Source organism: Bradyrhizobium diazoefficiens USDA 110 (assembly GCF_000011365.1).
Classification (GTDB): domain Bacteria; phylum Pseudomonadota; class Alphaproteobacteria; order Rhizobiales; family Xanthobacteraceae; genus Bradyrhizobium; species Bradyrhizobium diazoefficiens.
This window is the reverse complement of the sequence record NC_004463.1, coordinates 6,304,631-6,330,938: the sequence shown is the minus strand read 5'-3', so window position 1 is coordinate 6,330,938 and position 26,308 is coordinate 6,304,631. Positions and strand designations below refer to the sequence as shown.

General features: G+C 64.2%; 22 protein-coding genes and 1 riboswitch. Of the genes, 9 read left to right on the top strand and 13 right to left on the bottom strand.

Annotated elements, in window-relative coordinates:
• Position 1 precedes the first annotated feature (1 nt).
• Positions 2–235 carry a DUF6894 family protein gene (locus tag BJA_RS29165; RefSeq protein ID WP_011088507.1) on the bottom strand — a complete coding sequence of 78 codons (234 nt, stop codon included), beginning with the start codon at positions 233–235 and terminating at the stop codon, positions 2–4.
• 142 nt (positions 236–377) lie between these two features.
• Positions 378–566, bottom strand: a complete 189-nt coding sequence (locus BJA_RS29160) for a hypothetical protein (RefSeq protein WP_038967183.1) — start codon at positions 564–566, stop codon at positions 378–380.
• 520 nt (positions 567–1,086) lie between these two features.
• On the opposite strand from BJA_RS29160, the gene BJA_RS29155 reads away from it, so the two are divergent.
• Together BJA_RS29155 and BJA_RS29150 are read left to right on the top strand one after the other, a co-directional pair.
• Positions 1,087–1,338: a hypothetical protein gene (locus BJA_RS29155; RefSeq protein WP_162185873.1), complete on the top strand. Its 252-nt coding sequence runs from the start codon at positions 1,087–1,089 to the stop codon at positions 1,336–1,338.
• A gap of 105 nt (positions 1,339–1,443) precedes the next feature.
• A complete protein-coding gene (locus tag BJA_RS29150) occupies positions 1,444–1,683 on the top strand; it encodes a DUF2798 domain-containing protein (RefSeq protein WP_028173338.1) in 240 nt (79 codons plus the stop codon).
• 775 nt (positions 1,684–2,458) lie between these two features.
• Here the strand turns inward: BJA_RS29150 and BJA_RS42425 are convergent.
• The gene (locus BJA_RS42425) at positions 2,459–2,626 is read right to left on the bottom strand and encodes a hypothetical protein (RefSeq protein ID WP_053815136.1); all 168 of its coding nucleotides are present in this window, start codon (positions 2,624–2,626) and stop codon (positions 2,459–2,461) included.
• Between the two features lie 214 nt (positions 2,627–2,840).
• Entirely contained in the window at positions 2,841–3,083 is a 243-nt protein-coding gene (locus tag BJA_RS29145; protein WP_011088503.1) for a DUF6894 family protein, read from the bottom strand.
• Between the two features lie 1,268 nt (positions 3,084–4,351).
• Between BJA_RS29145 and BJA_RS29140 the strand changes: the two genes are divergently transcribed.
• From BJA_RS29140 to BJA_RS29130, 3 genes are all read left to right on the top strand, one after another.
• Complete coding sequence (locus tag BJA_RS29140; RefSeq protein ID WP_011088501.1) at positions 4,352–4,561, top strand: hypothetical protein; 210 nt, start codon at positions 4,352–4,354, stop codon at positions 4,559–4,561.
• A 620-nt stretch (positions 4,562–5,181) separates the two neighbouring features.
• Positions 5,182–6,270, top strand: a complete 1,089-nt coding sequence (gene recA, locus BJA_RS29135; protein WP_011088499.1) for a recombinase RecA — start codon at positions 5,182–5,184, stop codon at positions 6,268–6,270.
• A 104-nt stretch (positions 6,271–6,374) separates the two neighbouring features.
• Positions 6,375–7,370, top strand: a complete 996-nt coding sequence (locus BJA_RS29130; RefSeq protein ID WP_038967185.1) for a hypothetical protein — start codon at positions 6,375–6,377, stop codon at positions 7,368–7,370.
• Positions 7,371–7,508: 138 nt separating this feature from the next.
• Here BJA_RS29130 and gcvP read toward each other — a convergent pair whose 3' ends face one another.
• The 3 genes from gcvP to gcvT all read right to left on the bottom strand — a co-directional run bounded on the left by gcvP (position 7,509) and on the right by gcvT (position 12,061).
• Positions 7,509–10,373: an aminomethyl-transferring glycine dehydrogenase gene (gene gcvP / locus BJA_RS29125; protein WP_038967189.1), complete on the bottom strand. Its 2,865-nt coding sequence runs from the start codon at positions 10,371–10,373 to the stop codon at positions 7,509–7,511.
• A gap of 162 nt (positions 10,374–10,535) precedes the next feature.
• Complete coding sequence (gcvH, locus tag BJA_RS29120) at positions 10,536–10,904, bottom strand: glycine cleavage system protein GcvH (RefSeq protein ID WP_011088496.1); 369 nt, start codon at positions 10,902–10,904, stop codon at positions 10,536–10,538.
• A gap of 11 nt (positions 10,905–10,915) precedes the next feature.
• The gene (gene gcvT, locus BJA_RS29115) at positions 10,916–12,061 is read right to left on the bottom strand and encodes a glycine cleavage system aminomethyltransferase GcvT (protein ID WP_063921497.1); all 1,146 of its coding nucleotides are present in this window, start codon (positions 12,059–12,061) and stop codon (positions 10,916–10,918) included.
• A 145-nt stretch (positions 12,062–12,206) separates the two neighbouring features.
• Positions 12,207–12,297: riboswitch (glycine riboswitch) on the bottom strand.
• Positions 12,298–12,528: 231 nt separating this feature from the next.
• Here gcvT and alaS point away from each other — a divergent pair.
• Together alaS and BJA_RS29105 are read left to right on the top strand one after the other, a co-directional pair.
• Complete coding sequence (gene alaS, locus BJA_RS29110) at positions 12,529–15,207, top strand: alanine--tRNA ligase (protein ID WP_038967195.1); 2,679 nt, start codon at positions 12,529–12,531, stop codon at positions 15,205–15,207.
• A 4-nt stretch (positions 15,208–15,211) separates the two neighbouring features.
• Entirely contained in the window at positions 15,212–16,438 is a 1,227-nt protein-coding gene (locus BJA_RS29105; RefSeq protein WP_038967190.1) for a cyclic nucleotide-gated ion channel, read from the top strand.
• 4 nt (positions 16,439–16,442) lie between these two features.
• On the opposite strand, the gene BJA_RS29100 is transcribed toward BJA_RS29105, so the two are convergent.
• On the bottom strand, positions 16,443–16,943 hold the full coding sequence (locus BJA_RS29100; protein ID WP_011088492.1) for a DUF3455 domain-containing protein: 501 nt from the start codon (positions 16,941–16,943) through the stop codon (positions 16,443–16,445).
• Between the two features lie 96 nt (positions 16,944–17,039).
• A complete protein-coding gene (locus tag BJA_RS29095) occupies positions 17,040–18,254 on the bottom strand; it encodes an NADP-dependent isocitrate dehydrogenase (protein ID WP_011088491.1) in 1,215 nt (404 codons plus the stop codon).
• A gap of 338 nt (positions 18,255–18,592) precedes the next feature.
• Between BJA_RS29095 and BJA_RS29090 the strand changes: the two genes are divergently transcribed.
• Together BJA_RS29090 and BJA_RS29085 are read left to right on the top strand one after the other, a co-directional pair.
• Entirely contained in the window at positions 18,593–19,789 is a 1,197-nt protein-coding gene (locus BJA_RS29090; protein ID WP_011088490.1) for a TrmJ/YjtD family RNA methyltransferase, read from the top strand.
• A gap of 161 nt (positions 19,790–19,950) precedes the next feature.
• Entirely contained in the window at positions 19,951–22,458 is a 2,508-nt protein-coding gene (locus tag BJA_RS29085) for a patatin-like phospholipase family protein (protein ID WP_197535729.1), read from the top strand.
• Between the two features lie 21 nt (positions 22,459–22,479).
• Here BJA_RS29085 and BJA_RS29080 read toward each other — a convergent pair whose 3' ends face one another.
• The 4 genes from BJA_RS29080 to mddA form a co-directional block, all read right to left on the bottom strand.
• The gene (locus BJA_RS29080; protein WP_011088488.1) at positions 22,480–23,400 is read right to left on the bottom strand and encodes a hypothetical protein; all 921 of its coding nucleotides are present in this window, start codon (positions 23,398–23,400) and stop codon (positions 22,480–22,482) included.
• Positions 23,401–23,734: 334 nt separating this feature from the next.
• Positions 23,735–24,487 carry a PaaI family thioesterase gene (locus BJA_RS29075; RefSeq protein ID WP_011088487.1) on the bottom strand — a complete coding sequence of 251 codons (753 nt, stop codon included), beginning with the start codon at positions 24,485–24,487 and terminating at the stop codon, positions 23,735–23,737.
• Between the two features lie 32 nt (positions 24,488–24,519).
• Positions 24,520–25,497, bottom strand: coding sequence for an NADPH:quinone oxidoreductase family protein (locus BJA_RS29070; RefSeq protein WP_011088486.1), 978 nt, complete (start codon positions 25,495–25,497; stop codon positions 24,520–24,522).
• Complete coding sequence (gene mddA, locus BJA_RS29065) at positions 25,494–26,273, bottom strand: methanethiol S-methyltransferase (protein ID WP_011088485.1); 780 nt, start codon at positions 26,271–26,273, stop codon at positions 25,494–25,496. The genes BJA_RS29070 and mddA overlap by 4 nt, the downstream gene beginning before the upstream one ends.
• Positions 26,274–26,308 lie beyond the last annotated feature (35 nt).

Genomic DNA, 26,308 nt, shown 5'->3' with positions numbered 1-26,308 from the left:
TCTAGTCGAGCGTCTCGGCGACGATGCGGATGCGGAACACCGGCTCCTTGGCCTCGTCCAGGAGCTCCATGTGCCATTCGGAGTTTTCCTGGAGCTTGCGGGCGATGCCAGCGGCCATGTCGGCGCAGGCGCTGGTCATCTCCTTCCAGGCCAAATCGCGATCGGCAAATTCCGACGCCTGGTCCGCACAGCCGGAATAGCGACCGTTTCGGATTCGAAAGAAATAGAGCGGCATGGCTGGCCCGATCGCGTGACGGCCCCGCCCCCAAGGCCGTGGCGCGCAGTGCAATCCCAAACCACAGGCAGATCAATTCCGGGCGGCTACGGGATGCGCCGGGGCGCCGCCGATCTGGTGCGTCCGGTTCAGGCCGTGTTGTTCAGGCTGTCTTGCGCCCGATGGCCTTCAGTTCCCGATCGATGCGCAGCTGCACCCGCCGGATCGCCAGCTGGTCGATCTTGGTCTCGGTCTTGCCGGTCTTGACCTGCTCGCCGATTCGGAACTGCCATTGCCAGATTCCAGGAACGGCCGTCTTGGCGACGGTGAACTCGATGCCCCTGTGATTCATGGTTACCTCCCCACGATTCACCTTCGATCACTCTAACATGGTGAGCGTGATTATATTCCCGGGACAAGCAAAATCCGCTGTTAAGCCTTAGACAGTTCACGGAAATTTCGAAAGCGCGCGCGCTCCGAAGCAAACGAAATCGCATTCCGAAAGATGCCAACCCGCCAAGCGGTGCAAGTCCATCGCCCGCTGCGCTGATGCAGCTGTGCGCGGCTCAGGAACTCTGTTCATGGTCGGAGAACCACGGGGCCATTCGATGGTCATCGGTTAACGATCGGTTGCTCCAGGACTCAGCGCAGGGAATCTTCGCGTCGATGGCCGCAGGCGACATGCCAGGTTGAACGCGGGAGTGGCGAGACATCCTGCGCTCCATCGCAGATGTGAGGAACCGCAACTGTGCGGGCGCGGCTATTCGAAGCGAGCATGTGCGCTTGAAGCATTTCCACTTTTGCGTGCCGGGCACCTATGCTGTGCTGACATCGAAGCACGGCACGAGCACGCCGTCAGCGAAGAGGACCGCGTGAACTGGCTGAGGCGTCTTGCGTTACGTTGGGGTGTACGGAAGTTCTCGCTGGTCTGTCCGCATTGCCGGCATCCGGCGTCGTCCCCGACATTCAGGCGCGGCCGCTTCATGCTCGGTGACGAGACGCTCGTCTGCGAAGAGTGCGGCGAGGCCAGCCTCGTCACCTTCTGGCGCTTCGAAGGATTGTCGTGCTGCTCCGATCGCACCGAGCCGATGCGGGGCGCGCCGCTGTCCAACGCGCGGCACTGACTGACTGACGATCCCGATCGAACGGGAAGAGTCCAGGCCCACCGCGATGCGGGCCCCGGCATGTGCCTTGCTTGGCCTCGTGACGGCAAGCAACATGGGCGCGTCATGCTCGGCATTCCCCGCCGCTACAGTCATTTCGTCTTCGGTGTCCTCCAGTCCGGACTGACCTCGCTGATCGCGGCGGGGATCGCCAGCCTGCCCGCTGACGGCGCGATGCTGTTCGCCCGGCACTGGATGGTGTCATGGCTGATCGCATGGGCCGCGATGCTGCCCGTGGTGCTGCTGGCGGCGCCCGCGATCCGCGCCTTCTCGCTGCGGCTGACGCGGGAGGAGAGGGGTTCGTGAACCGGCTGGCATGAAAAAAAACCCGCCCGGGGAGAGCCAGGCGGGTCAGCGGTTATTGGAGGCTGAGGTGCTGGGCTGCAACACCATAAGCCGGACGACCCTAGCGGGCTGAGCTTACGACAGCCTGACAAGCCCGCGAATCGAATCCTGGCCGGCGCCCACCCATGCCCGCAAACAGAAAACCCCGCTCGGGGGTGAGCGGGGTCGTCGGTTGGGTATGGAGGCCCGGTGTTGGTCCACCGGGCGGGACGACATTAGGCGATCAGGCTTACGGGTGCCTGACGGCGGCATCGAGGCCCGCGCGGGAGAGAGCCGCAGACTGGCCCCGCACCGGTCCCAATTTGGTCACCCGATCGCAACACTCGAGCCACAGCCGCAGGCGAGATTCCGCAAGGTCCGGTGCTGCCATGGGGGAAACGTGGCACGCCGGCAACGGGGTGGCATCATGGATAACGTAGAGCGGTCGTTCGCCGCCGCGACGGCGATTGGCTTCGTCGTGCTGGTGATCGGCATCGGGCTGCTGGCGCTGATGTAGGTCCAGCCGGCATGCGCGGGTGGGGAGATGGCAGCGGGGCCAGGCCGGCATGCGCCGGCGGCTGGCACTGTCTTCAAGAAATTGGAAAACAACCCCATGCACAGTAGCTGGGCTGGGGATTTCGCTGTTCGATCAATGATTTGGTGGTAGTATTTAGGTACCTGTAGCATGCGATCGTCCCTGAGGCGGGGCGCTGCCTGTCACTTCGCCGGCGCGCCTGGTCGGCTCCGCAGCCGATCGCTAATGAACCTTGATCACGTCCAGGGGCAAATGGAGCTCGGCGGCACGCTCCTGGCGATCCCTCTTGCGGAACTCGTTTTCCTTCCGCTCGAACTTGACCATCTCCTCATGCGCCGCCTCGAGCAGATGATTGCGCCTGGTTGCATCCTGGTGCGCGTTTTCCGTCATGACCGAGATCCCCACTGTTGCGGTCCAATCCAGAGAAGCCGCAGACCGCGAAAAGGTTCGATGCCGCAAGATTGCGGAAGCATGACGGCGCCCTGCTCATGCGTCTTTGATGCATGTCAGCTTCAGTCGAAGGAGGTTGCTGCGAGATCGGAATCAGAGGCGTTGACGCGCAAGTTCTGAGAGCCTCACCGAGAGGCCTCCAACCGAAGCGGTCTCATTGCCGCCTGCTGATATCGAAGACGAACCTGACCTGCATCACAGGGCCATAGGTGTCCCTGACTTCAATCGACATCCTGTGACTTTGCGCGCCTTTGAAGTTTTGCACGGAGTCCCACGAGAGGCCGGCGAGCGCGCGGGCGGCTTCTTCCTGCACCGCGAGCAGGTCTCGCAATTCTACACCTTCTTCGTCGGGAACAATCTCGTCCCCGTCGCGCAGGTCGAAGTAATAGATGGCCATCGCAGGCGCTCTCCAGAATGCAGGCGGGAGCGCGCATCTCTCTCAGTCACCGGCGCCTACGGCAGAGCCCCGGCCGGTGATGGGGGACAATGAGTTGGCGGCCAGTTGGTTGCAGCCTTCAATCCGGCGGTTGCAGTCCGGGCGATCTCAGCCACTCGCTGATGTGAGCGCCGATCTCGGCTTGCCGGGCTTTGCGGATTGTACGCTCACGCTCGATGCCTGGTGGAAGCGATCTGGCTTCCGCATGGAGTCGTTGCGCTTGTTCGGCAAGGCGCTCTTCAAGGGACGTGGTGTGCTTGACATGGCGTCGCTGCATGGCGCTGCTCCTTTCCGGAGGAGACGGGAGCGCTGGTGGCGTTCTCATCACCGATCAAAGCCAGGGGGCGCGCGGTGACGGCACAGTCTGACATGTCCGCTGCCGGACACATGGTCAATCTTGACCACCTCGGGAAAAGTCAACGAAAGCAAATCAGCCTCCGCGATCTTCAAACCGGCCGCTGAGGCCGGCCACTGCCACGGCCTTAATTCGAGGCGAGAGGCTTGGACGGTTCCTTGCCGCTCCTGCCAGCACCAAAATCCGGGTGCTGTCCAATTGGGACACCCGCAATACCGAATTGGGACACCCGAGGGATGCCCCTTTTGAGCAGTCACGACTTCCCGCTAACGGGCATAGGCTGAATTGGCCCACCGGACGGATCCAGCCCCAGTCCGGAGAGCAGGCGGCCCCACCGCGCATCCAGCGAGGCGGGGCCGCTGCATGTGGGGCACTCGCTTGCAAATCCTGACTAAGCCGATTGCCCCATCGCCCGGGGATGGCGCCCTGGTGCATGTTGATGCGCCTGGGCCGGCGGTAGCCTTGGCTGGCCCAGTACCTTGGCCCCAGCTCCCCGTTCCCCTTGAGTTGGGGCCTTTTGCTGTCCGCAAATAAAAACGCCGCCCGCTCAAATATGGCGCGGGCGGCGGCTTTCCAGCCCCAGGGGGGATGATGCAAAACCCCGGTAATCCTTCGTCTGCACACGCCATGCCAAGGTTCATTGTGCCGGAGCAGGACACCCGCGGAGGGGGAATCAGGACCCAGTTCGGTTTAATGCCGATCGAACTCCAGAAGGACCCCAACGTCATTCAGCCTGGGACACTGGGAATTAGCGAAGGAGCCGCCGACAAACAGGACTACTGGCCGCCAACTGAGGCGGCCTTTATTTATTTTTTTCCAGGGATCTGAGCAAAACCGAACATGCAGGATCGCCGAAGCGGTTCATGCTGAGGTCATGACCGCAAAAGCGAAAAAGCTCACCCATGAAGAGTTCGCCTCTTTGCTCGCGGTCGGTCATGCGGCTGCAAATAGCGCTGCGCCTGCGATCCCTGCCAAACATCGCGCCCGATTGATCGCGCTAGGCTACATGGTCTTTCTTCAGGGCAGGCTGCGAATGACCACGCCGGGACGAATCCGGATCTATGCCGGGCAACTCGATACCTGAGGCGTGCTTTGCGCCTACGCTGGCTTTGGCGGTTGAAGCCCCGGCGATGTGAGCCACTCGCTCATGTGCGAGCCGATCTCGGCTTGGCGGGCTTTGCGCAGGAGGTCCTCTCGTTGAGGACCATGGGGGAGGGCTTTGGCCTGTTCGCGGAGACGTTTCGCTTCTTCGGAAAGTCGCTCCTCAAGAGGGACGGTTTGCGTGAAACGACGGCGCTGCCTCATGACACAACCTCGTCTTGGTCTTTACGGGTCCTAACCGCAGGGTTTGAGTTCTTGCGAGCTTAATATGCAGTCAGCCTGCCTTCTGTTCCAAAGTGAACGTTTCAGGGTGTTCTTCTGGTGGCCAGGGTGTTCTTCTGGCGGAACGCCCCGGCCCTTATACGCTACACCCATAACGAGTTAATCCTAAACGCGCATGAACAGGTTGTGTCCGATCAAGAACAAATTAGGACATTTCCGAATTCAGCTTAGGACACTGGGGGTTAAATACGGACAGTACCGAAGTCCGCAAAAGAACATATTGCGAACCAGGAACAAATAGGGTACATTGCTTTTATCGCCGGCCCGCCTCGCCAATCGTTTGTCCCCCTAGCGAATCCTCGCCATAAGGAGCACGACCCAATGTCCGCAACTGCCCTGCGTATCGTCGAAGGATCTTCCATGGACAAGAGTAAAGCTCTGGCCGCCGCGCTCTCCCAGATCGAGCGCCAGTTCGGCAAGGGCTCGGTGATGAAGCTCGGCAAGAACGACCGGTCGATGGATGTCGAGGCGGTGTCCTCCGGTTCTCTCGGGCTCGACATTGCACTGGGGATCGGCGGTCTGCCCAAGGGGCGCGTCGTGGAAATCTACGGGCCGGAATCCTCGGGCAAGACCACGCTGGCGCTGCACACGGTGGCGGAAGCGCAGAAGAAGGGCGGCATCTGTGCCTTCATCGACGCCGAGCACGCGCTCGACCCGGTCTATGCACGCAAGCTCGGGGTCAATATCGACGAGCTGCTGATTTCGCAGCCGGACACCGGCGAGCAGGCGCTGGAAATCTGCGACACGCTGGTGCGCTCGGGTGCGGTGGACGTTCTGGTGGTCGATTCGGTCGCGGCGCTGGTGCCGAAGGCCGAACTCGAGGGCGAGATGGGCGATGCGCTGCCGGGTCTCCAGGCCCGCCTGATGAGCCAGGCGCTGCGCAAGCTGACGGCCTCCATCAACAAGTCCCACACCATGGTGATCTTCATCAACCAGATCCGCATGAAGATCGGTGTGATGTATGGCTCACCGGAGACCACCACCGGCGGCAACGCGCTGAAGTTCTACGCCTCCGTCCGCCTCGACATCCGCCGCATCGGCGCGATCAAGGAGCGCGACGAAGTGGTCGGCAACACCACGCGCGTCAAGGTGGTGAAGAACAAGCTGGCGCCGCCCTTCAAGCAGGTCGAGTTCGACATCATGTACGGCGAGGGCGTTTCCAAGATGGGCGAGATCCTCGATCTCGGCGTCAAGGCCGGCATCGTCGAAAAGTCCGGCGCCTGGTTCTCCTATGACAGCCAGCGCCTCGGCCAGGGCCGCGAGAACTCGAAAGCGTTCCTGAAGGCCAACCCCGACATCACCGCCAAGATCGAGACCGCGATCCGCCAGAACTCCGGCCTGATCGCCGAGCAGATTCTGGCCGGCACCCCTGAGCGCGACGCCGACGGCGAGGAGCCGGCGGACGAGTAAGTCTTAACGCGGAGAGTTTTTCGCGAGGAGCGGGCACTGAGGACGTTGAGTTGCCGACGTCTTCGGGGCCCGTTTCGTTTTGTGTGGGGGCGGGCGCATCGACGATGAAGCGTATGATCCTGACCAGTTCGTCCGGCGTCGGTCTCACCTACGCGGACCGCGCCGACATGGTTGTCCCGCTCATCTTTCGGTTCGTGTCAGGACCGCTGCCGACGTCGCACCACCTCGATAACTACCTCAAAGGGGGCTCTTTCAGAGGCGAGCCGGACGTGCGGTGGTCCGATCTTGTTGTCCAATCGCCCCAGACCGGTCGTGCGCACCGAGAACTCGGACTGGTCTGGTTCTGCGAGACCTGCGGTGTCGAGCTCATCGAGCTGTGGTTTGATCCCAGCCCGAACAATCAATTGCAGTTGGTCTGGATCCTCGACTATCTCCGCGCCGAACCCTACATGGTCGAGCGTCTGCGATTGCGGCTGGTCGATTTCGATTTGCTCGGAGCAGACGTCGCGGGGCTCCGCGAGCGTACCGTGCGGGCGCTCGATGTGACGGAGCGCGACTTCGAGGTTGCCCGCATGGCCTGGGAGGCCTACCGCGCGCCAACGCCTGAGCTCTGTCTCGGGCTCCTGAGCAGGGATTTCCCCAGGCTACCCTTCCTGAAGCCGGCGATGGAAGAATTGCTGGCAGAACTGCCGTCACCAATCACCGGACTGGGTGCGACGGAAGCGCGGCTTCTCGAATTGATTGCGAGGGGACACAACCGTACCAGGGAGCTGTTTCAGCCGGGCGGCCTGCTCGAAACACGTGTGTACGACCAGTGGGAGCTCGGCCCTTTGCTCGAAGGGCTTGCGTCCGGTCCGATGCCGGCGGTCGCCGGTCTCGATCCGAAGCTCGCGACGCTTGCCCCGCACGATGCGCGAGGTCGCAACGCCGCCTTTCGCCGGAGCCGGCTGTTGCTGACGGAGTTCGGCAAAGCGGTGCTTGCGGGCCGGGAAGACTTCCGCAGCCACAATCCGATCCGGCGCTGGTGGGGCGGCACGCTTCTGACCAACGAACGGCTCTGGCGCTGGGACGGGCAAAGTCGTTCGCTGGTGGCGCCTTAAGCTAGGTTGTAGGATGGGTAGAGGGCAGAGCCGTAAGGTGGGCAAAGGCGCGCGAGAGCCGTGCCCACCATATCTCAATGTGCACAAATGTGGTGGGCACGCTCTGCTTTGCCCACCCTACGAAACTTCCGTCGCGTCTTACTCCGCCGCTTCCGCGTAGTCGCTCACCGGTGGGCACGAGCACACCAAATTGCGGTCGCCATAGACGTTGTCGACGCGTCCGACCGGGCTCCAGTATTTGTCGGTGCGCGAGACGCCGTCGGGGAAGCAGCCCTCGGCACGGCTATAGGCGCGGGCCCACGCATCGTCCGCGATGTCGTGCACGGTGTGCGGGGCGTGGCGCAAGGGCGAGGCCTCGATCTTGAAGCGGCCGGCCTCGACCTCGCCGATCTCCTTCCGGATCGCGATCATGGCGTCGCAGAAGCGATCCAGCTCCGCCTTCGATTCCGATTCGGTCGGCTCGATCATCAGCGTGCCCGGCACCGGGAAGCTCATGGTCGGCGCGTGGAAGCCGTAATCGATCAGCCGTTTGGCGATGTCGTCCACGGTGACGCCGCTGGTCGTCTTCAGCGCACGCGGATCGACGATGCACTCATGCGCGACGCGGCCCCTCGCGTTCTTGTAGAGCACCGGGAAATGCGCATCGAGCCGTGCGGCGATGTAGTTGGCGTTGAGGATTGCGATCTCGGTGGCGCGCTTCAGGCCTTCGCCGCCCATCATCAGGATGTAGATGTAGGAGATGGTCAGGATCGAGGCCGAGCCGAACGGCGCGGCCGAGACCGGGCCGACCGGTGCGTCGCCTCGCGTCGCCGGATGGCCCGGCAGGAACGGGGCGAGATGCGCCTTCACGCCGATCGGGCCCATGCCCGGGCCGCCGCCGCCATGCGGGATGCAGAAGGTCTTGTGCAGATTGAGGTGGCTGACGTCGGCGCCGTAATCGCCGGGCCGGGACAGGCCGACCTGCGCGTTGAGGTTGGCGCCGTCCAGATAGACTTGGCCGCCATGGCCGTGGACGATGTCGCAGATCTCGCGGATATGCTCCTCGAACACGCCGTGGGTCGAGGGATAGGTGATCATGATCGCGGCGAGGTCATTCGCGTGCTTGTCGGCCTTGGCGCGGAGATCGTTGACGTCGACGTCGCCGTTCTTCTCGCAGGCAACCACCACCACGTCCATGCCGACCATCGCGGCCGAGGCCGGGTTGGTGCCGTGGGCGGAGGAGGGGATCAGGCAGATCTTGCGATGCGCCTCGCCGCGCGCAGCATGATAGCCGCGGATCGCGAGCAGCCCGGCATATTCGCCTTGCGCGCCGGAATTCGGCTGCAGCGAGATCGCGTCATAGCCGGTGATGTCGCACAGCCACTTCTCCAGCCGCGCGAACAGCGCGTGATAGCCCTTGGCCTGCTCGCGCGGGGCGAACGGGTGCAGGCTGCCGAATTCCGGCCAGGTCAGCGGCATCATCTCGGTGGTCGCGTTCAGCTTCATCGTGCAGGAGCCGAGCGGGATCATGGCGCGGTCGAGCGCGAGGTCGCGGTCGCTGAGCTTGCGCATGTAGCGCAGCATCTCGGTCTCCGAGCGATGCGCGTGGAACACCGGGTGGGTGAGGAACGCGGTCGTGCGCTTCAGCGCCTCCGGCAGCGCCTCGCGCGTGGTCGCGTCCAACTCGGCGTAAGCGAGCTGGCCGCCGAAGGCGCGCCAGACCGCCTCGACGGTCGCCGGCGTGGTGGTCTCGTCGAGCGCGATGCGCAGCGCGGTTTCACCGACGCCGAGATTGATCTTCTCGGCCGCCGCGCGCGCGACGATCTCGGCGCGTTTGGCGCCGGCATCGACGCTGAGCGTGTCAAAGAAGCTGTCGGAGTGCGGCGCAAAGCCGAGCTTGCGCAGGCCCGCGGCGAGCACCGCAGCGCGGCGATGCACCTGGCGCGCGATCTGCGAAAGCCCCTCGGGGCCGTGATAGACCGCATACATCGCGGCGATCACGGCGAGCAGCACCTGCGCGGTGCAGATGTTGGAGGTCGCCTTCTCGCGGCGGATGTGCTGCTCGCGGGTCTGCAGCGCGAGGCGATAGGCCGGCATCCCGCGCGAATCCACGGAGAGGCCGACGATGCGGCCGGGCAGCGAACGCTTCAGCGCATCGCGCACCGCCATATAGGCCGCGTGCGGTCCGCCATAGCCCATCGGCACGCCGAAGCGCTGCGCCGAACCGATGGCGATGTCGGCACCGAGCTCGCCGGGCGAGGCGAGCAGTGTCAGGGCCAGCAGGTCGGCGGCAACGATCGCAAGTGCGCCCTTGGCCTTCAACGCCGCGATCGCGGGCCTGAGGTCGCGCAACGCGCCCGATGAGCCCGGATATTGCAGCAGCGCGCCGAGCACGTCGGCCTTGTCGAGATCGGTGAGGGGATCGCCGACGATCAAATTCCAACCCAGCGGCTCGGCGCGGGTGCGCATCACAGCCAGCGTCTGCGGATGCACGTCCTTGTCGACGAAGAAGGCCTTTGCTTCGACCCGCGAGTGCCGCTCCGCCAGCGCCATCGCCTCGGCGGCCGCGGTGGCCTCGTCGAGCAGCGAGGCGTTGGCGACGTCGAGCCCGGTGAGGTCGCAGATCATGGTCTGGAAGTTGAACAGCGCCTCCAGCCGGCCCTGGCTGATCTCGGGCTGGTAGGGCGTGTAGGCCGTGTACCAGGCCGGATTCTCCAGGATGTTGCGCTGGATCACCGCGGGCAGGATCGTGCCGGAATAGCCTTGGCCGATCAGCGAGGTGAAGACCTGGTTTTGGGCAGCGAGCTCGCCCATATGCGCGATCGCCTCGGTCTCGCTCAGCGGCTTGCCGAGATCGAGCGGGGCGGCCTGCCGGATCGAGGCCGGCAGCGTCTCCGCCATCAGCGCGTCGACGCTTTTGGCGCCGACGGTCTCCAGCATCGCGGCGACGTCGCGCGCCGACGGGCCGATGTGGCGGCGAGCGAAATTGGTGGTGTCGCCGTTGGATTTGCGGTGCGCGGTCATCATGGGTCCTCGCTTTAGATTTCGCTGTCGCCGTCATGCCCCGCGAAGGCGGGGCATCCAATAAACGCAGCCATCACGGCTAGAACCGAGAAGCCGCGGCGTACTGGATCGTCCGCCGTCGCGGACGATGACACCGAATGTGAGGTCAGAGTTCGCTTCATCTCACGCCGTGTGGGCCTTGTAGGCGGCTTCATCCATGAGGCCGCCTAGTTCGCTCTTGTCGGCAATCTTGATCTTGAAGAACCAGGCCTTGCCTTGCGCATCCGAGTTCACCAGCGCCGGCTCGGCGGCGAGCGCATCGTTGGTCTCGAGCACCTCGCCCGTCACAGGCGCGTAGACGTCGGAGGCGGCCTTCACGGACTCCACCACGGCGGCGGCTTCCGCCTTCTTCAGCGCGCGGCCGAGCTTGGGCAGCTCGATGAACACGACGTCGCCGAGCTGCGACTGCGCGTAGTCGGTGATCCCGACGGTGGCGACATCGCCCTCGATGGCGAGCCATTCATGGTCGGAGGTGTACAGCGTCGTGGTCATTTCTGAAGTCCTCAGCGTTTGTAGGTGTTTTTCACGAAGGGCATGGCGGCGACCGTCATTGGCAGCCGCTGGCCGCGCACCTCGGCGAACAGGCTTGTGCCGAGCGCGCTCGATGCGGTGGGCACGTAGCCCATCGCGACCGGCGCGTTCAGGCTCGGGCCGAAGCCGCCCGATGTGACTTGTCCGATCGGCTCGGCGGATGCGCTATCAGCAAACAGCAGCGCGCCCTCGCGCACCGGCGCGCGGCCTTGCGCGCGCAGGCCGACGCGGCGGCGGGCCGCACCCTGGTCGAAATGAGCGAGAATCTTCTCGGCGCCGGGGAAACCACCCGCGCGCGCGCCGCCGCTGCGGCGGCTTTTCTGCACCGACCATTCCAGCGCGGCCTCGACCGGCGTGGTGGCGGTGTCGATGTCGTGGCCGTAGAGGCAGAGCCCGGCTTCCAGCCGCAGGCTGTCGCGGGCGCCGAGGCCGATCGGCACCACATCGGGGTTTTCCAGCAGCGTTTTGGCCAGACGCTCGGCGTCCGCGGCGGGAACCGAAATCTCGAACCCGTCCTCGCCGGTGTAGCCGGAGCGCGAGACGAAGCACTTGATGCCGGCGACCTCATGCGGACCGGCGTCCATGAACTTCATGGACGGCGCCTTTGCACAGAATTTCGCCAGCACCGCTTCCGCCTTCGGACCCTGCAGCGCGATCAGCGCGCGGTCGGCCAGCGAATCGATGACGCAGTCGTCCGAGAGATGCGCGCGCAGATGCGCCTCGTCCTCTGCCTTGCAGGCGGCGTTGACGACCAGGAACAGGTGGTCGCCGAAATTGGCGACCATCAGGTCGTCGAGAATGCCGCCATCGGCATTGGTGAACTGGGCGTAGCGCTGCCGCCCCAGCGCAATCGCGACGATATCCTGAGGCACCAGCCGTTCCAGCGCGCGGGCGGCGTCCTCGACCCTGCCGGATTTCGGCAGCAAGCGGAGCTGGCCCATGTGGGAGACGTCGAACAGGCCGGCCTGGCTGCGGGTATGGAGGTGTTCCTTCAGCACGCCAGCGGGGTACTGCACGGGCATGTCATAGCCCGCGAACGGCACCATCTTGCCCCCGAGGGACACATGAAGGTCGTAGAGGGGCGTACGTTTCAGGGAGTCTTGGTCGTGAGCTAGCATCACAGGGGCCCTCGGCGGTTCCCCGGGGACGATTCCCCGAGCCAACCAGTCGAAGCCCCATCTGTCGCTGTGCCTGAGAGTATTATCCCGTCGGCGGACGCTGTCCGAGCCTCAAGCTCGTCGGCGCCTCTTTCCAGATGCTGTCAAAGCCACGCGGTCCTTTTGCCTGAGAGTTTCCGGGGCGGTTGCTCCTTCGGCGCCGGCTGCCTAAAGCCGGTCTCTCCCGACGTGGCCGTACGATACAGATGGGTACAGACCACAGGCCAGCCAAGCCTGTCAACGCGGCCTTTGCGTCTTTCAACGGGATTGCAACGGGATTGAGCGCCTGCGGCAACCCTCTGATCTCTCTGCACAGTTTCTGGACAGCGAAGCTGGCCTTGTCTAAAAGCGCTTTGACCCGCAGATATCAGCCTTAATTTCCGGTTTGGACGGCGGTCGCGGGTCCGAACACACCCGATTGGATGAACATGAGCGGCGTCAACGAGATCAGGTCGACCTTTCTGAACTTCTTTGCCGAGAACGGCCACGAGATCGTGCCGTCCTCGCCACTGGTGCCGCGCAACGACCCCACGTTGATGTTCACCAATGCCGGCATGGTGCAGTTCAAGAACGTCTTCACCGGCGTCGAGAAGCGGCCCTATCAGCGCGCCACCACCTCGCAGAAATGCGTGCGCGCCGGCGGCAAGCACAACGACCTCGACAATGTCGGCTACACCGCGCGCCATCTCACCTTCTTCGAGATGCTCGGCAACTTCTCGTTCGGCGACTATTTCAAGGAGCGCGCGATCGAGCTCGCCTGGAAGCTGATCACGAAGGACTTTGGGCTCAACAAGGACAAGCTGCTCGTCACCGTCTACCACACCGACGACGAGGCGCATGGGCTGTGGAAGAAGATCGCGGGCTTCTCCGACGACCGCATCATCCGCATCCCGACCTCGGACAATTTCTGGGCGATGGGCGACACCGGGCCGTGCGGCCCGTGCTCGGAGATCTTCATCGACCGCGGCGATCACATCTGGGGCGGACCTCCGGGCTCGCCGGAAGAGGACGGCGACCGCTTCCTCGAATTCTGGAATCTCGTGTTCATGCAGTATGAGCAGGTGACGAAGGAGGAGCGCGTGGATCTGCCGCGTCCCTCGATCGACACCGGCATGGGCCTCGAGCGCATGGCCTGCATCATGCAGGGCGTCGACAGCGTGTTCGAGACCGACCTGTTCCGTCACTTGATCGACGCGACGGCCTCCGCGCTCGGCAGCGGGCCGAACGAGCAGACCGTGGCCTCGTTCCGCGTCATCGCCGACCACTTACGCTCCTCGGCCTTCCTCGTCTCCGACGGCGTGCTGCCCTCCAATGAAGGCCGCGGCTACGTGCTGCGCCGGATCATGCGCCGCGCGATGCGCCATGCGCAGCTGCTGGGTGCGAAAGAGCCGCTGATGCATCGGCTGGTCTGGGCGCTGGTCCGCGAGATGGGCCAGGCCTATCCGGAGCTGATGCGCGCGGAGAAGCTGATCGAGGAAACGCTGCGGCTGGAAGAGACCCGCTTCCGCAAGACGCTGACGCGCGGCCTCGCCATCCTCGACGAGAAGAGCGCTTCGTTGAAGAAGGGCGACATGTTCGACGGCGACGTCGCCTTCACGCTCTACGACACCTACGGCTTCCCGCTCGACCTGACGCAGGACGCGCTGAAGTCGCGCGGCATCGGCGTGGACCAGTCCGCCTTCACCGATGCGATGGAGCGCCAGAAAGCCAAGGCGCGCGAGTCCTGGAAGGGCTCCGGCGAGGCGGCTTCCGAAGCGATCTGGTTCCCGCTGCGCGAGAAGCTCGGCGCCACCGAATTTCTCGGCTACGAGACCGAGAGCGCCGAAGGCGTGGTCTCCGCGCTGGTGAAGGACGGCCAGGAAGCCGCCAGCCTCAAGGCCGGCGAGACCGGCGCGCTGGTGCTGAACCAGACACCGTTCTACGCGGAGTCCGGCGGCCAGGTCGGCGACACCGGCGTGCTGCTAGGCGAAGGCGGCGTCAAGTTCCGCGTCACCGACACGCAGAAGAAGCTCGGCGATCTCTTCGTCCACGTCGGCACGGTCGAGAGCGGCGAGCTGAAGCTCGGCACCGCGCTGCAGCTCGAGGTCGATCATTCGCGCCGCTCCTCGATCCGCGCCCATCACTCGGCGACGCATCTCATTCACGAGGCGCTGCGGCAGGTGCTCGGCGACCACATCGCCCAGCGCGGCTCGATGGTCGCGCCCGACCGGCTGCGCTTCGACTTCGTGCATCCGAAGCCGATCACGGCGGAGGAGCTTGCCCGCGTCGAGGACATCGCCAACGACGTGGTGCTGGAGAACGACGAGGTCACCACGCGCGTGATGGGTGTCGATGAAGCGCGTGAGGCCGGGGCGCGCGCGCTGTTCGGCGAGAAATACGGCGACGAGGTCCGCGTCGTCTCGATGGGCAGGACCGCGCGCGAGCGCGGCGCCAACGCGCTCGGCTGGTCGGTCGAGCTCTGCGGCGGCACGCATGTGCGGCGCACCGGCGACATCGGCCTGATCACGCTGACCGGCGAGAGCGCGGTCGCCTCGGGCGTGCGCCGCATCGAGGCGCTGACCGGCAATTACGCGCGCAAGCACGCCAACGACACCATGGCGCTGGCGAAGACCGCGGCCAACGAGCTGCGCACCTCGATCGACGACGTGCCGGCGCGCATCACCGCGCTGATGGAGGAGCGCAAGAAGCTCGAGCGAGAGCTTTCCGACGCCCGCAAGAAGCTCGCGATGGGCGGCGGTGCTGCCGCCAGCAATGGCGCAGCCTCCGGCGTGCGCGAGGTCGGCGACGTCAAGCTGATGGCGCGTGCGGTCGAGGGCATCGAGATGAAGGATCTCAAGAGCCTCGCCGACGACGGCAAGAAGCAGATCGGCTCCGGCGTGGTCGCCATCGTCGGCGTCACTGGGGACGGCAAGGCCGGAATCGTGGTGGGCGTCACCGCCGATCTCACCGCGCGCTTCAACGCCGTGAACCTCGTGCGTGTCGCCTCCGAAGCGCTCGGCGGCAAGGGCGGCGGCGGCCGCCCCGACATGGCGCAGGCCGGTGGCCCCGACGGTGCCAAGGCGCCCGAGGCGCTTGCGGCGATCGAAAAAGCCATGGCGGGCGCGTGAGGCCGTGGGCCTCGTTCCGCGAGGACGTGGGCTTCGCGACCCCAATTTGAGGGATCGCCTCTACGAACTGCTGGAGCACGATCCGCTGGCCTATTCGGTCGGGTCGCGCTTCATCCAGCTGATCATCGGCGTCATCGTGCTCGACGTGGTCGCGATGGTCCTCGCCTCGGTGCCGGATCTGGACGCGCAGTTCGGCGCGCTGTTCTCGGCGATTAAGGTCTTCGCCGTGATCGTGTTCGCGCTGGAATATGCCGCGCGGCTGTGGACGGTCGCCGGACACACCCAGCGCAAGGCGTCCGCGCTGTCCGACCGGCTCTCTTATGCCTTCTCCGCGCTCGGCATCATCGACCTCATGGCGTTCCTGCCCGCGGCAATCGTGCTCGCCACGGGCCGGCATGCGACGCTGGCGGCGCTCGGCGTGCTGCCGTTCTTCAAGCTGATCCGCTATTCGCCGGCAATGCGCTCGCTGCTCGCCGCCGTGCACGCCGAGCGGCGGGCGCTGATCGGCTGCATCGTCATCCTGATCGGCGTGGTCCTGACCTTCGCCTCGCTGCTCTACGCCATCGAGCGCGACGTGCAGCCGGACAAGCTCGGCACCATCCCGCAGGCGATGTGGTGGGCGATCGTGACGCTCGGCACCGTCGGCTATGGCGACGTCGTGCCGGTGACGACGCTCGGCAAGTTCGTCTCGGTGTTCGCGATCATCTCAGGCTTTGCCATGATCGCGCTGCCGGTCGCGATCATCTCGACCGCCTTCGCGGAAGAGGTGAAGCGGCGCGACTTCGTCGTCACCTGGGGCATGCTGGCGCGGGTGCCGCTGTTCTCGCATTTGTCGGCCTCGGAGATCGCCGACATCATGCGGCTCTTGCGCGCGCGCACCATCGAGCAGGGCGAGATTTTGGTGCGGCGAGGGGATGCCGCCACGTCGATGTATTTCATCACCGCCGGCGAGGTCGAGATCGCGCTGCCGACCCAGAATGTGCGGCTCACCGACGGCACCTTCTTCGGCGAGATCGCGCTGCTGCACAAGACCAAGCGCAGCGGCACGGTGACGGCGACGCGCAAGACGCGCCTGCTGGTGCTCGACGCCCAGGATTTCCACGCCCTGATCGAGCGCATGCCGACGCTCGCGGCCCACGTCCACAAGACCGCGAAGGCGCGGCTGGAAGAGACCGGCGATCTCGCTGCGGCGGAACTGGCCCAGGCCGAGCGCGAGGGCACCGACCGCTGAGCGGTCAGCCCTTCTTCAGGAAAACATAGTCCGCCGAGTACGGCGCGCTTTTGAACTCGCCGGCCTTCTCGCAAGACCCCTCGAGCTTGCCGCCATGGGTGTTGATGCGCTGGACGGTGGTGACCGGCGTCAGGACGCCGCTGCCGCGGCGGGAGGCGACCTCCAGCTTCAGCCAGGGGATGTCGGCGCCCTTGGCGCCCGGCGCGTTGCCGATGGCCTTGCCGACCACGGCGCTGCTGTCGGCAAGCTCCCAGCTCGGCCCGGCATAGTGGCGGCCGACGGTCTTGCCTTCGGACAGCAGCGTCGCGACCGGTTCGCGGAAGGACCAGGCGAGCTTGCCCTCAGCGCCGGCCTTGCACTCATAGACCTGCGCGCCTTCGGCGTGGACGCTGAGCACGACGGTCTCGCCCGGCGCGGCGATGGCCTCGGGAAGCGTCTCCGCAGCCCCGGCCGGTCCGATCAGGGCCGCGAGCATCAGGGTGGGGGCGGCAAGCTTGCTGAACATGGCGGTCTCCGCAAAGGGTTTCAAAAAACAAACGGGCCGCGCATGCGGCGCGGCCCGTGATGATGTCCGGCCCAGTCGGGCGAAATTGCGGTCGGCTTACGCCGCCATCGCCTTGGTGAGGTTCTCCGCGACTTTGTCGAGGAAGCCGGTGGTCGAGAGCCAGCGCTGGTCGGCGCCGACCAGCAGCGCGAGGTCCTTGGTCATGTAGCCGGCCTCGACGGTGTCGACGCAGACCTTCTCGAGGGTGTTCGCGAACTTGGCGAGCTCGGCGTTGTTGTCGAGCTTGGCGCGGTGGGCGAGGCCACGGGTCCAGGCGAAGATCGACGCGATCGAGTTGGTCGAGGTCTCCTTGCCCTTCTGGTGCTCGCGGTAGTGGCGGGTCACCGTGCCGTGGGCGGCTTCCGCTTCCACGGTCTTGCCGTCCGGGGTGAGCAGCACCGAGGTCATCAGGCCGAGCGAGCCGTAGCCCTGCGCGACCGTGTCGGACTGCACGTCGCCGTCGTAGTTCTTGCAGGCCCAGACATAGCCGCCGGACCATTTCAGCGCCGAGGCCACCATGTCGTCGATCAGGCGGTGCTCGTAGGTCAGGCCCTTGGCCTCGAATTCCTTCTTGAACTCGCGGTCGTAGATGTCCTGGAAGATGTCCTTGAAGCGGCCGTCATAGACCTTGAGGATGGTGTTCTTGGTCGACAGATAGACCGGGTAGTTGCGCAGCAGGCCGTAGTTCAGCGAGGCGCGGGCGAAGTCGATGATGGAGTCGTCGAGATTGTACATCTCCATGGCGACGCCGGCGCCGGGGGCCTTGAACACTTCCTTCTCGATCACGGTGCCGTCCTCGCCGACGAACTTCATCGACAGGGTGCCCTTGCCCGGGAACTTGAAATCGGTGGCGCGGTACTGGTCGCCATAGGCGTGGCGGCCGATGATGATCGGCTTGGTCCAGCCGGGAACCAGGCGCGGCACGTTCTTGCAGATGATCGGCTCGCGGAAGATCACGCCGCCGAGGATGTTGCGGATGGTGCCGTTCGGCGACTTCCACATCTGCTTGAGGTTGAACTCCTTCACCCGGGCTTCATCAGGGGTGATGGTGGCGCACTTGACGCCGACGCCGACCTTCTTGATCGCTTCGGCGGCGTCGATGGTGACCTGATCGTTGGTGTGGTCGCGGTATTCCATCCCCAGGTCGAAATACATCAGCTCGACATCCAGGAACGGGGTGATCAGCTTGTCCTTGATGTACTGCCAGATGATCCGGGTCATCTCGTCGCCATCGAGTTCGACGACGGGATTGGATACCTTGATTTTTGCCATGATCGGGGAAGCCTCTTGGGAACGGCGCTATTGGCGCGCCACGGGAATATCCGCCGCCTCTTAGCACCGCCGCGCGGCGGGCGAAAGCCAAGGGATTATGCACTTTTAGCTCATCCAGCTTCCCCAGATGGGGGGCGGGGAGCGGCCCGCCGGCGAGGGCCGGCCTGAGGCTTCAGAAGAGATTCAAAAGTCGAATCCAAGTCGTTATTTCCCTTGAGAATTTCGTCAGGACAGGCAAACGACAGGCGGGCAGGGCGCGCCGGCTGGCGGCGGGCCTTGAATCAATTCCTGAGAGCGCCTTGCCAAGGCCTTGAGACGAAGAGTGAAAGCGAAACGAAATGTCGGGGACTGACAAGAGCAAGGCGGGTCTTTCCCTCGACGGTCCGATCGTGATCCTGGTCGAGCCGCAGCTTGGCGAAAACATCGGCATGGCCGCGCGCGCCATGGGCAACTTCGCCCTGAGCCGCTTGCGCATCGTCAACCCCCGCGACGGCTGGCCCAACATCGCCGCCCAGCGCGCTGCCGCCGGCGCCGACTACATTCTGGAAAAGGTCGAATTGTTCGACACGGTCGGTGAGGCCGTCGCCGATCTCGACCTGCTGTTCGCCACCACCGCGCGCCCCCATGACCAGGCCAAGCCCGTGGTGGGTCCGGAAGCCGCAGCGGCCGAGATCTCCGGGCACGTCGCGACCGGGGGCAAGGCCGGTATCCTGTTCGGCCGCGAGCGCTGGGGGCTGACCAACGAGGAGGTCGGCCTCGCCAACCGCATCATCACCTTCCCGGTCAATCCGGGCTTTGCCTCGCTCAACCTCGCCCAGGCCGTGCTGCTGATCGGCTATGAATGGTTCAAGCTGGCGACGTCAGGCGAGCTGCCGCACGCCATGCCGGAGCGCTCCGAGCGCGCCTCGCAGCACCAGATGCAGGCCTTCTTCGACAATCTCATCCGCGAGCTCGATAAGGTCGAGTTCCTGCGGCCGGCCGAGAAGCGCGACACCATGCTGGTCAACCTGCGCAACATCTTCAGCCGGATGGAGCCGACCAAGCAGGACATGCACACCCTCCATGGCGTCGTCATGGCGATCGCGGAGGGGCGCAAGGGCCCGGCCAAGGGCGGCGTGCTCGACGGCGAGCAGGCAACCCGCCTGCGCGCGCTCTTGGCCGAGCACGGCCAGGGCGGCGGTGTCCCCGACAGCGGCTCGACCGTGCGCGGGCTCGCCCGCCTGCTCCGCCGCAACCCGACCGATGCCGAGCGGCTGCTCTGGCAGGCCCTGACCCGCGACCGCCGCTTCGCAGGCCAGTTCAAGCGCCAGACCCCGGTCGGCCGCCACATCCCGGACTTCGTCTCGTTCCCGCACCGGATCGCGATCGAGCTGGTGAACCCGGGCGAGGGCGAGACGATCGCGGCGGACCGGGCGGGACGGCGGACGTGGCTCGAGGCGCGCGACTATCGCGTGCTGGAGATCCGGGCGGCGGATGTGGAGCGGGATCTGGAGAGTGGCCTTACGGTTCTCCAGTCCATGATGTCCAAGACCTGAAGTACCCAAGACTTATCCACCACGGCCCATGCCTCAGCGGGCTGAACTGTTCCGAAATCCAGCTTTTGCCTTTCCGTCCACGGACAAGCGGCTAAGATTGTCGGGCTTGTTCACCTCATTCGCTGGTTGTGGGGGCGCCTGTGCTTTTTCGAAAAAGGAGCTTGACGCAGGCGGGGGCCACAGCGATCGCGCGGCAGCACGAAGCCGCCGTTTTGCAGGATGAACGCGCTGCTGTGGCCGTGGGCCGGAAGAGAGCTGTAACCGGCCCCTGGATTGGGCTCGCGCTGTCAGGGGGAGGCATTCGCTCGGCGACGTTCTGTCTCGGTGCATTGCAAAGATTTGCCAACAGCGGCTTGCTCAAGCATTTCGACTACATATCGAGCGTGTCCGGCGGCGGATATGCCGCATCGGCGGTGCAGTGGAAATGGCATGACGATCCCAACACCGACGCGGGCGCAAACTTTCCCTATGGCAGCGAGCAAACGCAATCTCTTGCAAGTGAAAATGAGAGCCTGAAATATTTGCGCTGGCACGCCAGCTTTCTCGCGCCAGGCGGCGGCATCTCGATCTGGTCGGGAATCGCGGTTCTGCTTCGCACGTTTCTGATCAGCGTTTTCTTCTGGCTGCCACTGGCGATCGCGTTCATGCTGGTCGTATTCGTGGCCACCGGCTTTCACGCCTTCTACGAATCGTACGGGACCATGGGAGAGCTAACCGTCCCAAAACTGGAAGCCATGACCCTGTCGTTGCCATGGATCGGCATCTGCGTTTCGGCGTTTGCCGGTGTATTCATTTTCGCCATTGTGTTGCTTCTGGCGATTGCGCTGATCGGGACGATATTCCTTGCGATCATCTCGATCCTCATTCCTCCCGAGACCACGGAAAACCGCGGTGACCGCATCGCCCGGGCCGGGCGTTGTGCCGCCGTCGGCATCGCCGGGCTGCTGGTCTCCTACTTCACGTTCGGTCACTTCGGAGCACGTTTCGATCTGGCTACTGTCGATCCCGTCACTTCGGCGCTGTTGATTGCGACCGCCGGATTCGGTCTGTTCGGCGCGTGCGCGATTATTGTCGGCATTCTGCAGCTTTCAGGGATACTGGAGTTCGGCGTCAACTATGCGGTGCGGCGCAAATACGAGTTGGCCGCGACGGTGTGGTTTCCCACCCTGATCGCGTGCCTCACGTTCGGATCTCTTCCCTTTGTGTTCGAGGCAATCGCGGATTCCACCAAGAGCTATCCAACCGGGGGAAAGGCGCTGATCGGAATCTTCACCGTCGCCAGCGGATTTCTTTCCGGTCTTTATGGTCACTTCGTGCAGGCGCAGCGGCTCGCGCCCTCTCTTGCCACCCGCGTCGCGGCCACTTTGGCGGCCGGTGCCTTTCTCTATCTCATACTCGTGATCGCTTATGCTGGAGCGAGATTTCTAATCCAGCCGCAACATCTCACCGCAGACCAGGCACAATATTGCCGCGAGTTTTTCGCTGCGCTCCTGGTGTTTTCAGTTGCCTTTGGATGGTGGAGCAACGTCAACTACCTCGGTCTGCATCGCTTCTATCGCGACCGCCTGATGGAAGCCTTCATGCCGACGATTGAGCAAAAGGCGGCGGATGCGCCAAATTATAGCGATGCGGACCGGTTGCCATTGGCGGCGATATGGCCACCCAAACAGACCAGTCCGCTTCCCTATCCACTGATCAACACCAACGTCATTCTGGTCAACGACCTCGATCAGACGGTTGCGCTTCGCGGCGGAGCCAGTTTTCTGTTGAGCCCGTGTTATGTCGGGAGTTTTACAACGGGATGGCTTTCGACATCGGACCATGGCAAGCGGCATGGTCCAATGACGCTCGCCTCTGCCATGGCAGCCTCGGGCGCCGCTGCCAACGCGAATGCCGGTTTTATCGGGACCGGCATCACGCGTGATCGGTTGATCTCGACCGTCATGATGCTCTTCAATCTCCGCCTCGGCCTTTGGATTGGCGCTCCCGGCGCATCTCGGGGAACGCCGAACTATTTCTCGCCGGGCCTCAAGTACGGGGTGTTTCGGTCCGGCTATCAGCGCGACAGCGATTTTCTCGAGCTGAGCGACGGAGGGCACTTCGACAATCTGGGAGCCTACGAGCTCATCCGGAGGCGCTGCGATGTGGTGATCGTGCTCGACTCGGAGGAGGACCCGTCAACGGCAATGTCGGCCCTCGCCTCGGTATGTCAGCGAGTGCGCGAAGATTTTGGTGTCATCATCAAGATCGAGGCAGAGGCAGATACCATCGCGCCCGCAGGGGACATGGGCTATCCGGCCGGCGCGAAGTTCGCGAAGAAATCCTACTTCGTGGCCTCGATCGATTATCCTGCCGAGCACCGTACCGGGATTGCGGACCAAGCGAAGACCGGAACATTCGTTTATCTGAAATCGGGAATGATCAAGCAGCTCAGCTTTTCCACCAAAGGGTACAAGGCCAAATATCCTGATTTCCCGAATCAATCCACTGTCGATCAGTTTTTCGACTCGGCCCAGTTCGAGGCATATCGAGACCTGGGCTGGTCCAGCGTCGAAATGATGGCAAGTGCATTTGGGTTGGATGCCGCTGCCACAGCAGACGACTTCGTTCGGCGGTTGACGGGGGCCCCGCCTTTTGCTGCTCCGGCTCCGAGCGCGCCCGCTGGTTGATGAGTCGCGCAGCCGGCGCTTCTAAGGCTCCCCTCCGGTTGTCGGACCTAGCCGGATTTCCTTCACTCTGCCGAAGTCGAACCCAACCTGTTTCCTGCGATCGAGATCGTTAACTCGGATCACCTGCGCGGTGCCTCGTGGGCTGATCCGGAAGGGTACGCAAGCGATGCCGGCAACTGTCTGATAGGGCTTGATCTCAACCCGACGCTCCCGCAAATTTTCTCTGTTGGCAGAAGCTGGAGGAACAATCAGGGACGCGACCCACCGAAAGCCCCCCGAGGCCGCTTGCGAAGCCGCGCCGCTGATGCCGTGGTCGACGATATCTGTCACAAACGAAAATTGTGAGCGATTACTTCGCGCTTCGTAGCTTCCATCGTAACGCTTTTTGTCATCCGTTCGCCTGCATTTCTGGTCACGAGAAGCATAGTCCGTTGCGTCGTAGCCAGTATGGAAGTGTTGCAAGGTAGTGAGGCCAGTGTCGCTCCCGTCCGGGCGCTCCAGGATCTCGCCGCGATCGTAACCCAGGTCGTGATAGGCCTCGTATGCGAGCGTTGAAACGCTGTTCAAATATGAACGCTGGCTTCCACAATTCGAGCCGACGCCGGATCGTCGCAACAAGACGCGGCCATAGTCCGGCCGGTCGGAGGTCAGTTGCGGTCCAAGCCTCGCCGTCTTTATCACGATCGCACCGGCCCGGTCATCGCCGGCCGTCTTGACGACGAAATAGAGAGTTGTCCACTTTCGCTGGGGGGCCTCGAACTCACTCGCGGAAATGACCGGGGTCATCGTTCGACCGTCGAATGCGTACAGCGTGTCATCTTCAAGCGCGGCGGATGCCATGGGACAGACGTAGGTTGGGTTCGCCGGCGCCGAACTGTCGCACAGTAGGAAAAATCCGAACAGGCTGGTCGAAAACAGCAGAGAGGCTGGGGCAAGACGCATCAGGCACTCCTATCGCATAAGCACTATATTTTTGCAGGCGGCGCATTTCGAAACTGCAGCCGCGAGCGCACCAAAGTGATTTTCGAAGCAATCGCACCGCGCGGCGGAAGCCGCCGTCCGAGCCCGGACGGCCGGCAGAGTAACACAGGTTGCGGTAGTTAAAAATGCCCGATTGAGGTGTGAACAGCCTCGGAAGAGCCGCTTACACCCGCCACGGGCCGTTCGGCGTGGCTTGGTCGCATCGCGCTTGGTTGGCCGAAGTCAGCTCATCGCCGCGGCGCTCTTGCACTTGAAAAGGTATGGGGCGGGGGCTTCTGCCGTCGCCCGCCGAGCATCACCCGCACCCCAGCTGCACCTCGCGCTCCACCGCAATCCATGTTGCCCGCGCCACGGCCAGCAACCTCCCGGTCTCATCATGCACTGCGGCCTCGGCCGTGCGCTTGCGGCCGTCGCGGCCGGTCGGCCAGGCCGTGATGACGCAGCGGTCGCCGGGGCGCGGCCGGGCCTCGATGCGTGCCGACATCCGTCCCAGCAGGAGCGGCGCCTGGTCGAAGCTGTCGCTCTCCTGATTGTAGTTGCAGGCATAGCCGGTGGGACAATCGAGCGCCGACCAGAGAAATTCGCTCGCGACAAGGCCGTCCTCGGCGGCCAGATTCGGATCCGGTATCCAGCTCGCCGCGAGAACGGCATTCCGCACATCACGCCCGAGCGGTCCGGCGAAAATGCGAAGGCCGTCTCCCTTCGCCCTGGCGGGTCCGCACACGAAGCATGTCGGCAACGGGTGCTCGTGCGGCTTGACCGGCGTCCGCAGCTCGGCGGAGCGGGCCTCCTCGAAGCTGGCTTTCTCCAGCCGCGCCAGTTCGACATTTGTCGGCCGCCCGGTCGCGACGAGCTTGGCGCCATCGCGAAGCTCCCATGTGCCGTCGTCGGTCGCGACTGCATCGAGCGGCCTGTCCAGCGGCGGCGGTGCGCGCAGCGTCACCTCCGCAGCGCCGGGAATGTGCCGTGCCAGCCGGCCGCAGACATAACCGCCGTTGCCGGAGTTCGGAGGACCGCAATAGCGCTTGTCGATGATGATCCAGGTCATCAGTCTTGTTCTCTCTTCCTCGTCGGCACACTCTACCTGATCTTGAGGACAATTCGTCCCTGAACCGTGCGATTGGCCACGGCGCGCATGCCGTCCCCGGCCTCCTCCAAAGGGAGGACACAGTCGATATGCGGGCGGATCTGTCCGTCGGCCAGCAATTGCATCAGCGTGTCGTTCATCTGCGCGGCCTCCGCGGAAAACCTCTCCGCCCACGCGCCGACGAAGACACCGATGATAGAATAGTTCTTCAGGAGCGGCAGGTTCATCGGGACCTGCGGAATCTCGCCGCTGGCGAAGCCGATCGGCAGCAGCCGTCCGCCCCATTTCATCAGCCGCGCCATCTGCTCGAAGACCGCGCCGCCGACATTGTCGAAGCCGACGTCGATGCCTTGTCCCGATGTGATCGACTTGATCCGGTCGCGCAGGTCTTCGCTGCGGTAGTTGACGATTTCGCTGGCGCCGTAACCGCGCACCAGGGCGGCCTTGTCATCGGAGCCGACACCGGCGACGACGCGTAGGCCGAAATGGCGGCCGAGGTCCACGGCGGCTAGTCCAACGCCGCCGGCAGCGCCGGTGATGAACACGGTTTCGCCGGCTTGCGCCCGTGCGCGCTCGACCAGCGCATAATAGGCCGTGCCGTAATTGTGCAGCACCGTCGCTGCCGCTTCGAACGCGACGCCATCGGGCAGACGCACGCTCTTCGATTCCTTCGCGGTCATCCGTTCGGCGTAGCCGCCGGTCCAGCTGCTGCACGCCACCCGATCGCCCGGGGCGAATGCCGTGACCTTGTCGCCGACCGCGACGACGATGCCGGATGCTTCCGTGCCGGGCACGAAGGGGGTCGGCGGCCGCATCTGGTAAAGGCCCGAGACCATTAACTGGTCCATGAAGCTCACGGACGCCGCGTGGACGTCGATGAGAATCTCGTCGCCGGCAGGCCTCGGCTCGTCGATCTCGCTGAGGCGCAAGTCCGCAGGGCCGGTGAACGAGCTGCACAGAACCGCTTTCATCGGGGTGCTCCAACGGGACGAGGCGATTTCCGATCGTCCGTCCGGCGGCGGGCGAAAAGGCGCGGCACCAGCATGGGAACGCGGCGGCGATAGTCCTGGTAGGTCGCGCCGAACTCGGCGATCAGATCCCGCTCCTCGAACTGCAACGCGACCAGGATGTAGGCCGTGTTCGCGAGCGCGAACAGCAAGTGGCCGGCGGTCATCGCGGGCGTCGCCCAGAACGCGAGCAGGAAGCCGAGCATGAGCGGATGCCGCACGATCTTGTAGAGCAGCGGCGTCCTGAAGGATTGACCTGATATCTCGGTCCCGCGGAACGCGACGAAAGCCTGACGCAGACCGAACAGATCGAAATGGTCGATCATGTGGGTCGAGGCAAACGCGATCAGCCAGCCGAGCCAATGCACGCCGATCAGCAACCAGGCCGCTATTCCGCTCGTTTGCCAGACCGGCGTCGGGATCGGACGCCACTGCCAGAACAGCAGCAGGAGGATCAGGCTGGAGAGCAGCACGTAGGTGCTGCGCTGGCAGGCCAGGGGAAGGAATTTGGCCCACCATCGTTTGAAGGCCGGGCGCGCCATGACGCTGTGCTGGATAGCAAACAGGCTCATCAGCAGCAGGTTGACGAGGATGGCCTCGCCCAAGTTCGTGGGGCTGCCGACGTCAATCGACTTCGGCACGACATAATTGCCGACGAAACCGAGGGCGTAGAGAAATGAGACCGTGAATGCGGCATAGCTCACGATGGCGTAGAGCAGGATTGCGAGGCGCGCGAACATGTTTTTTCCTATTGTGCGGACGGCGGCAGTGCCGC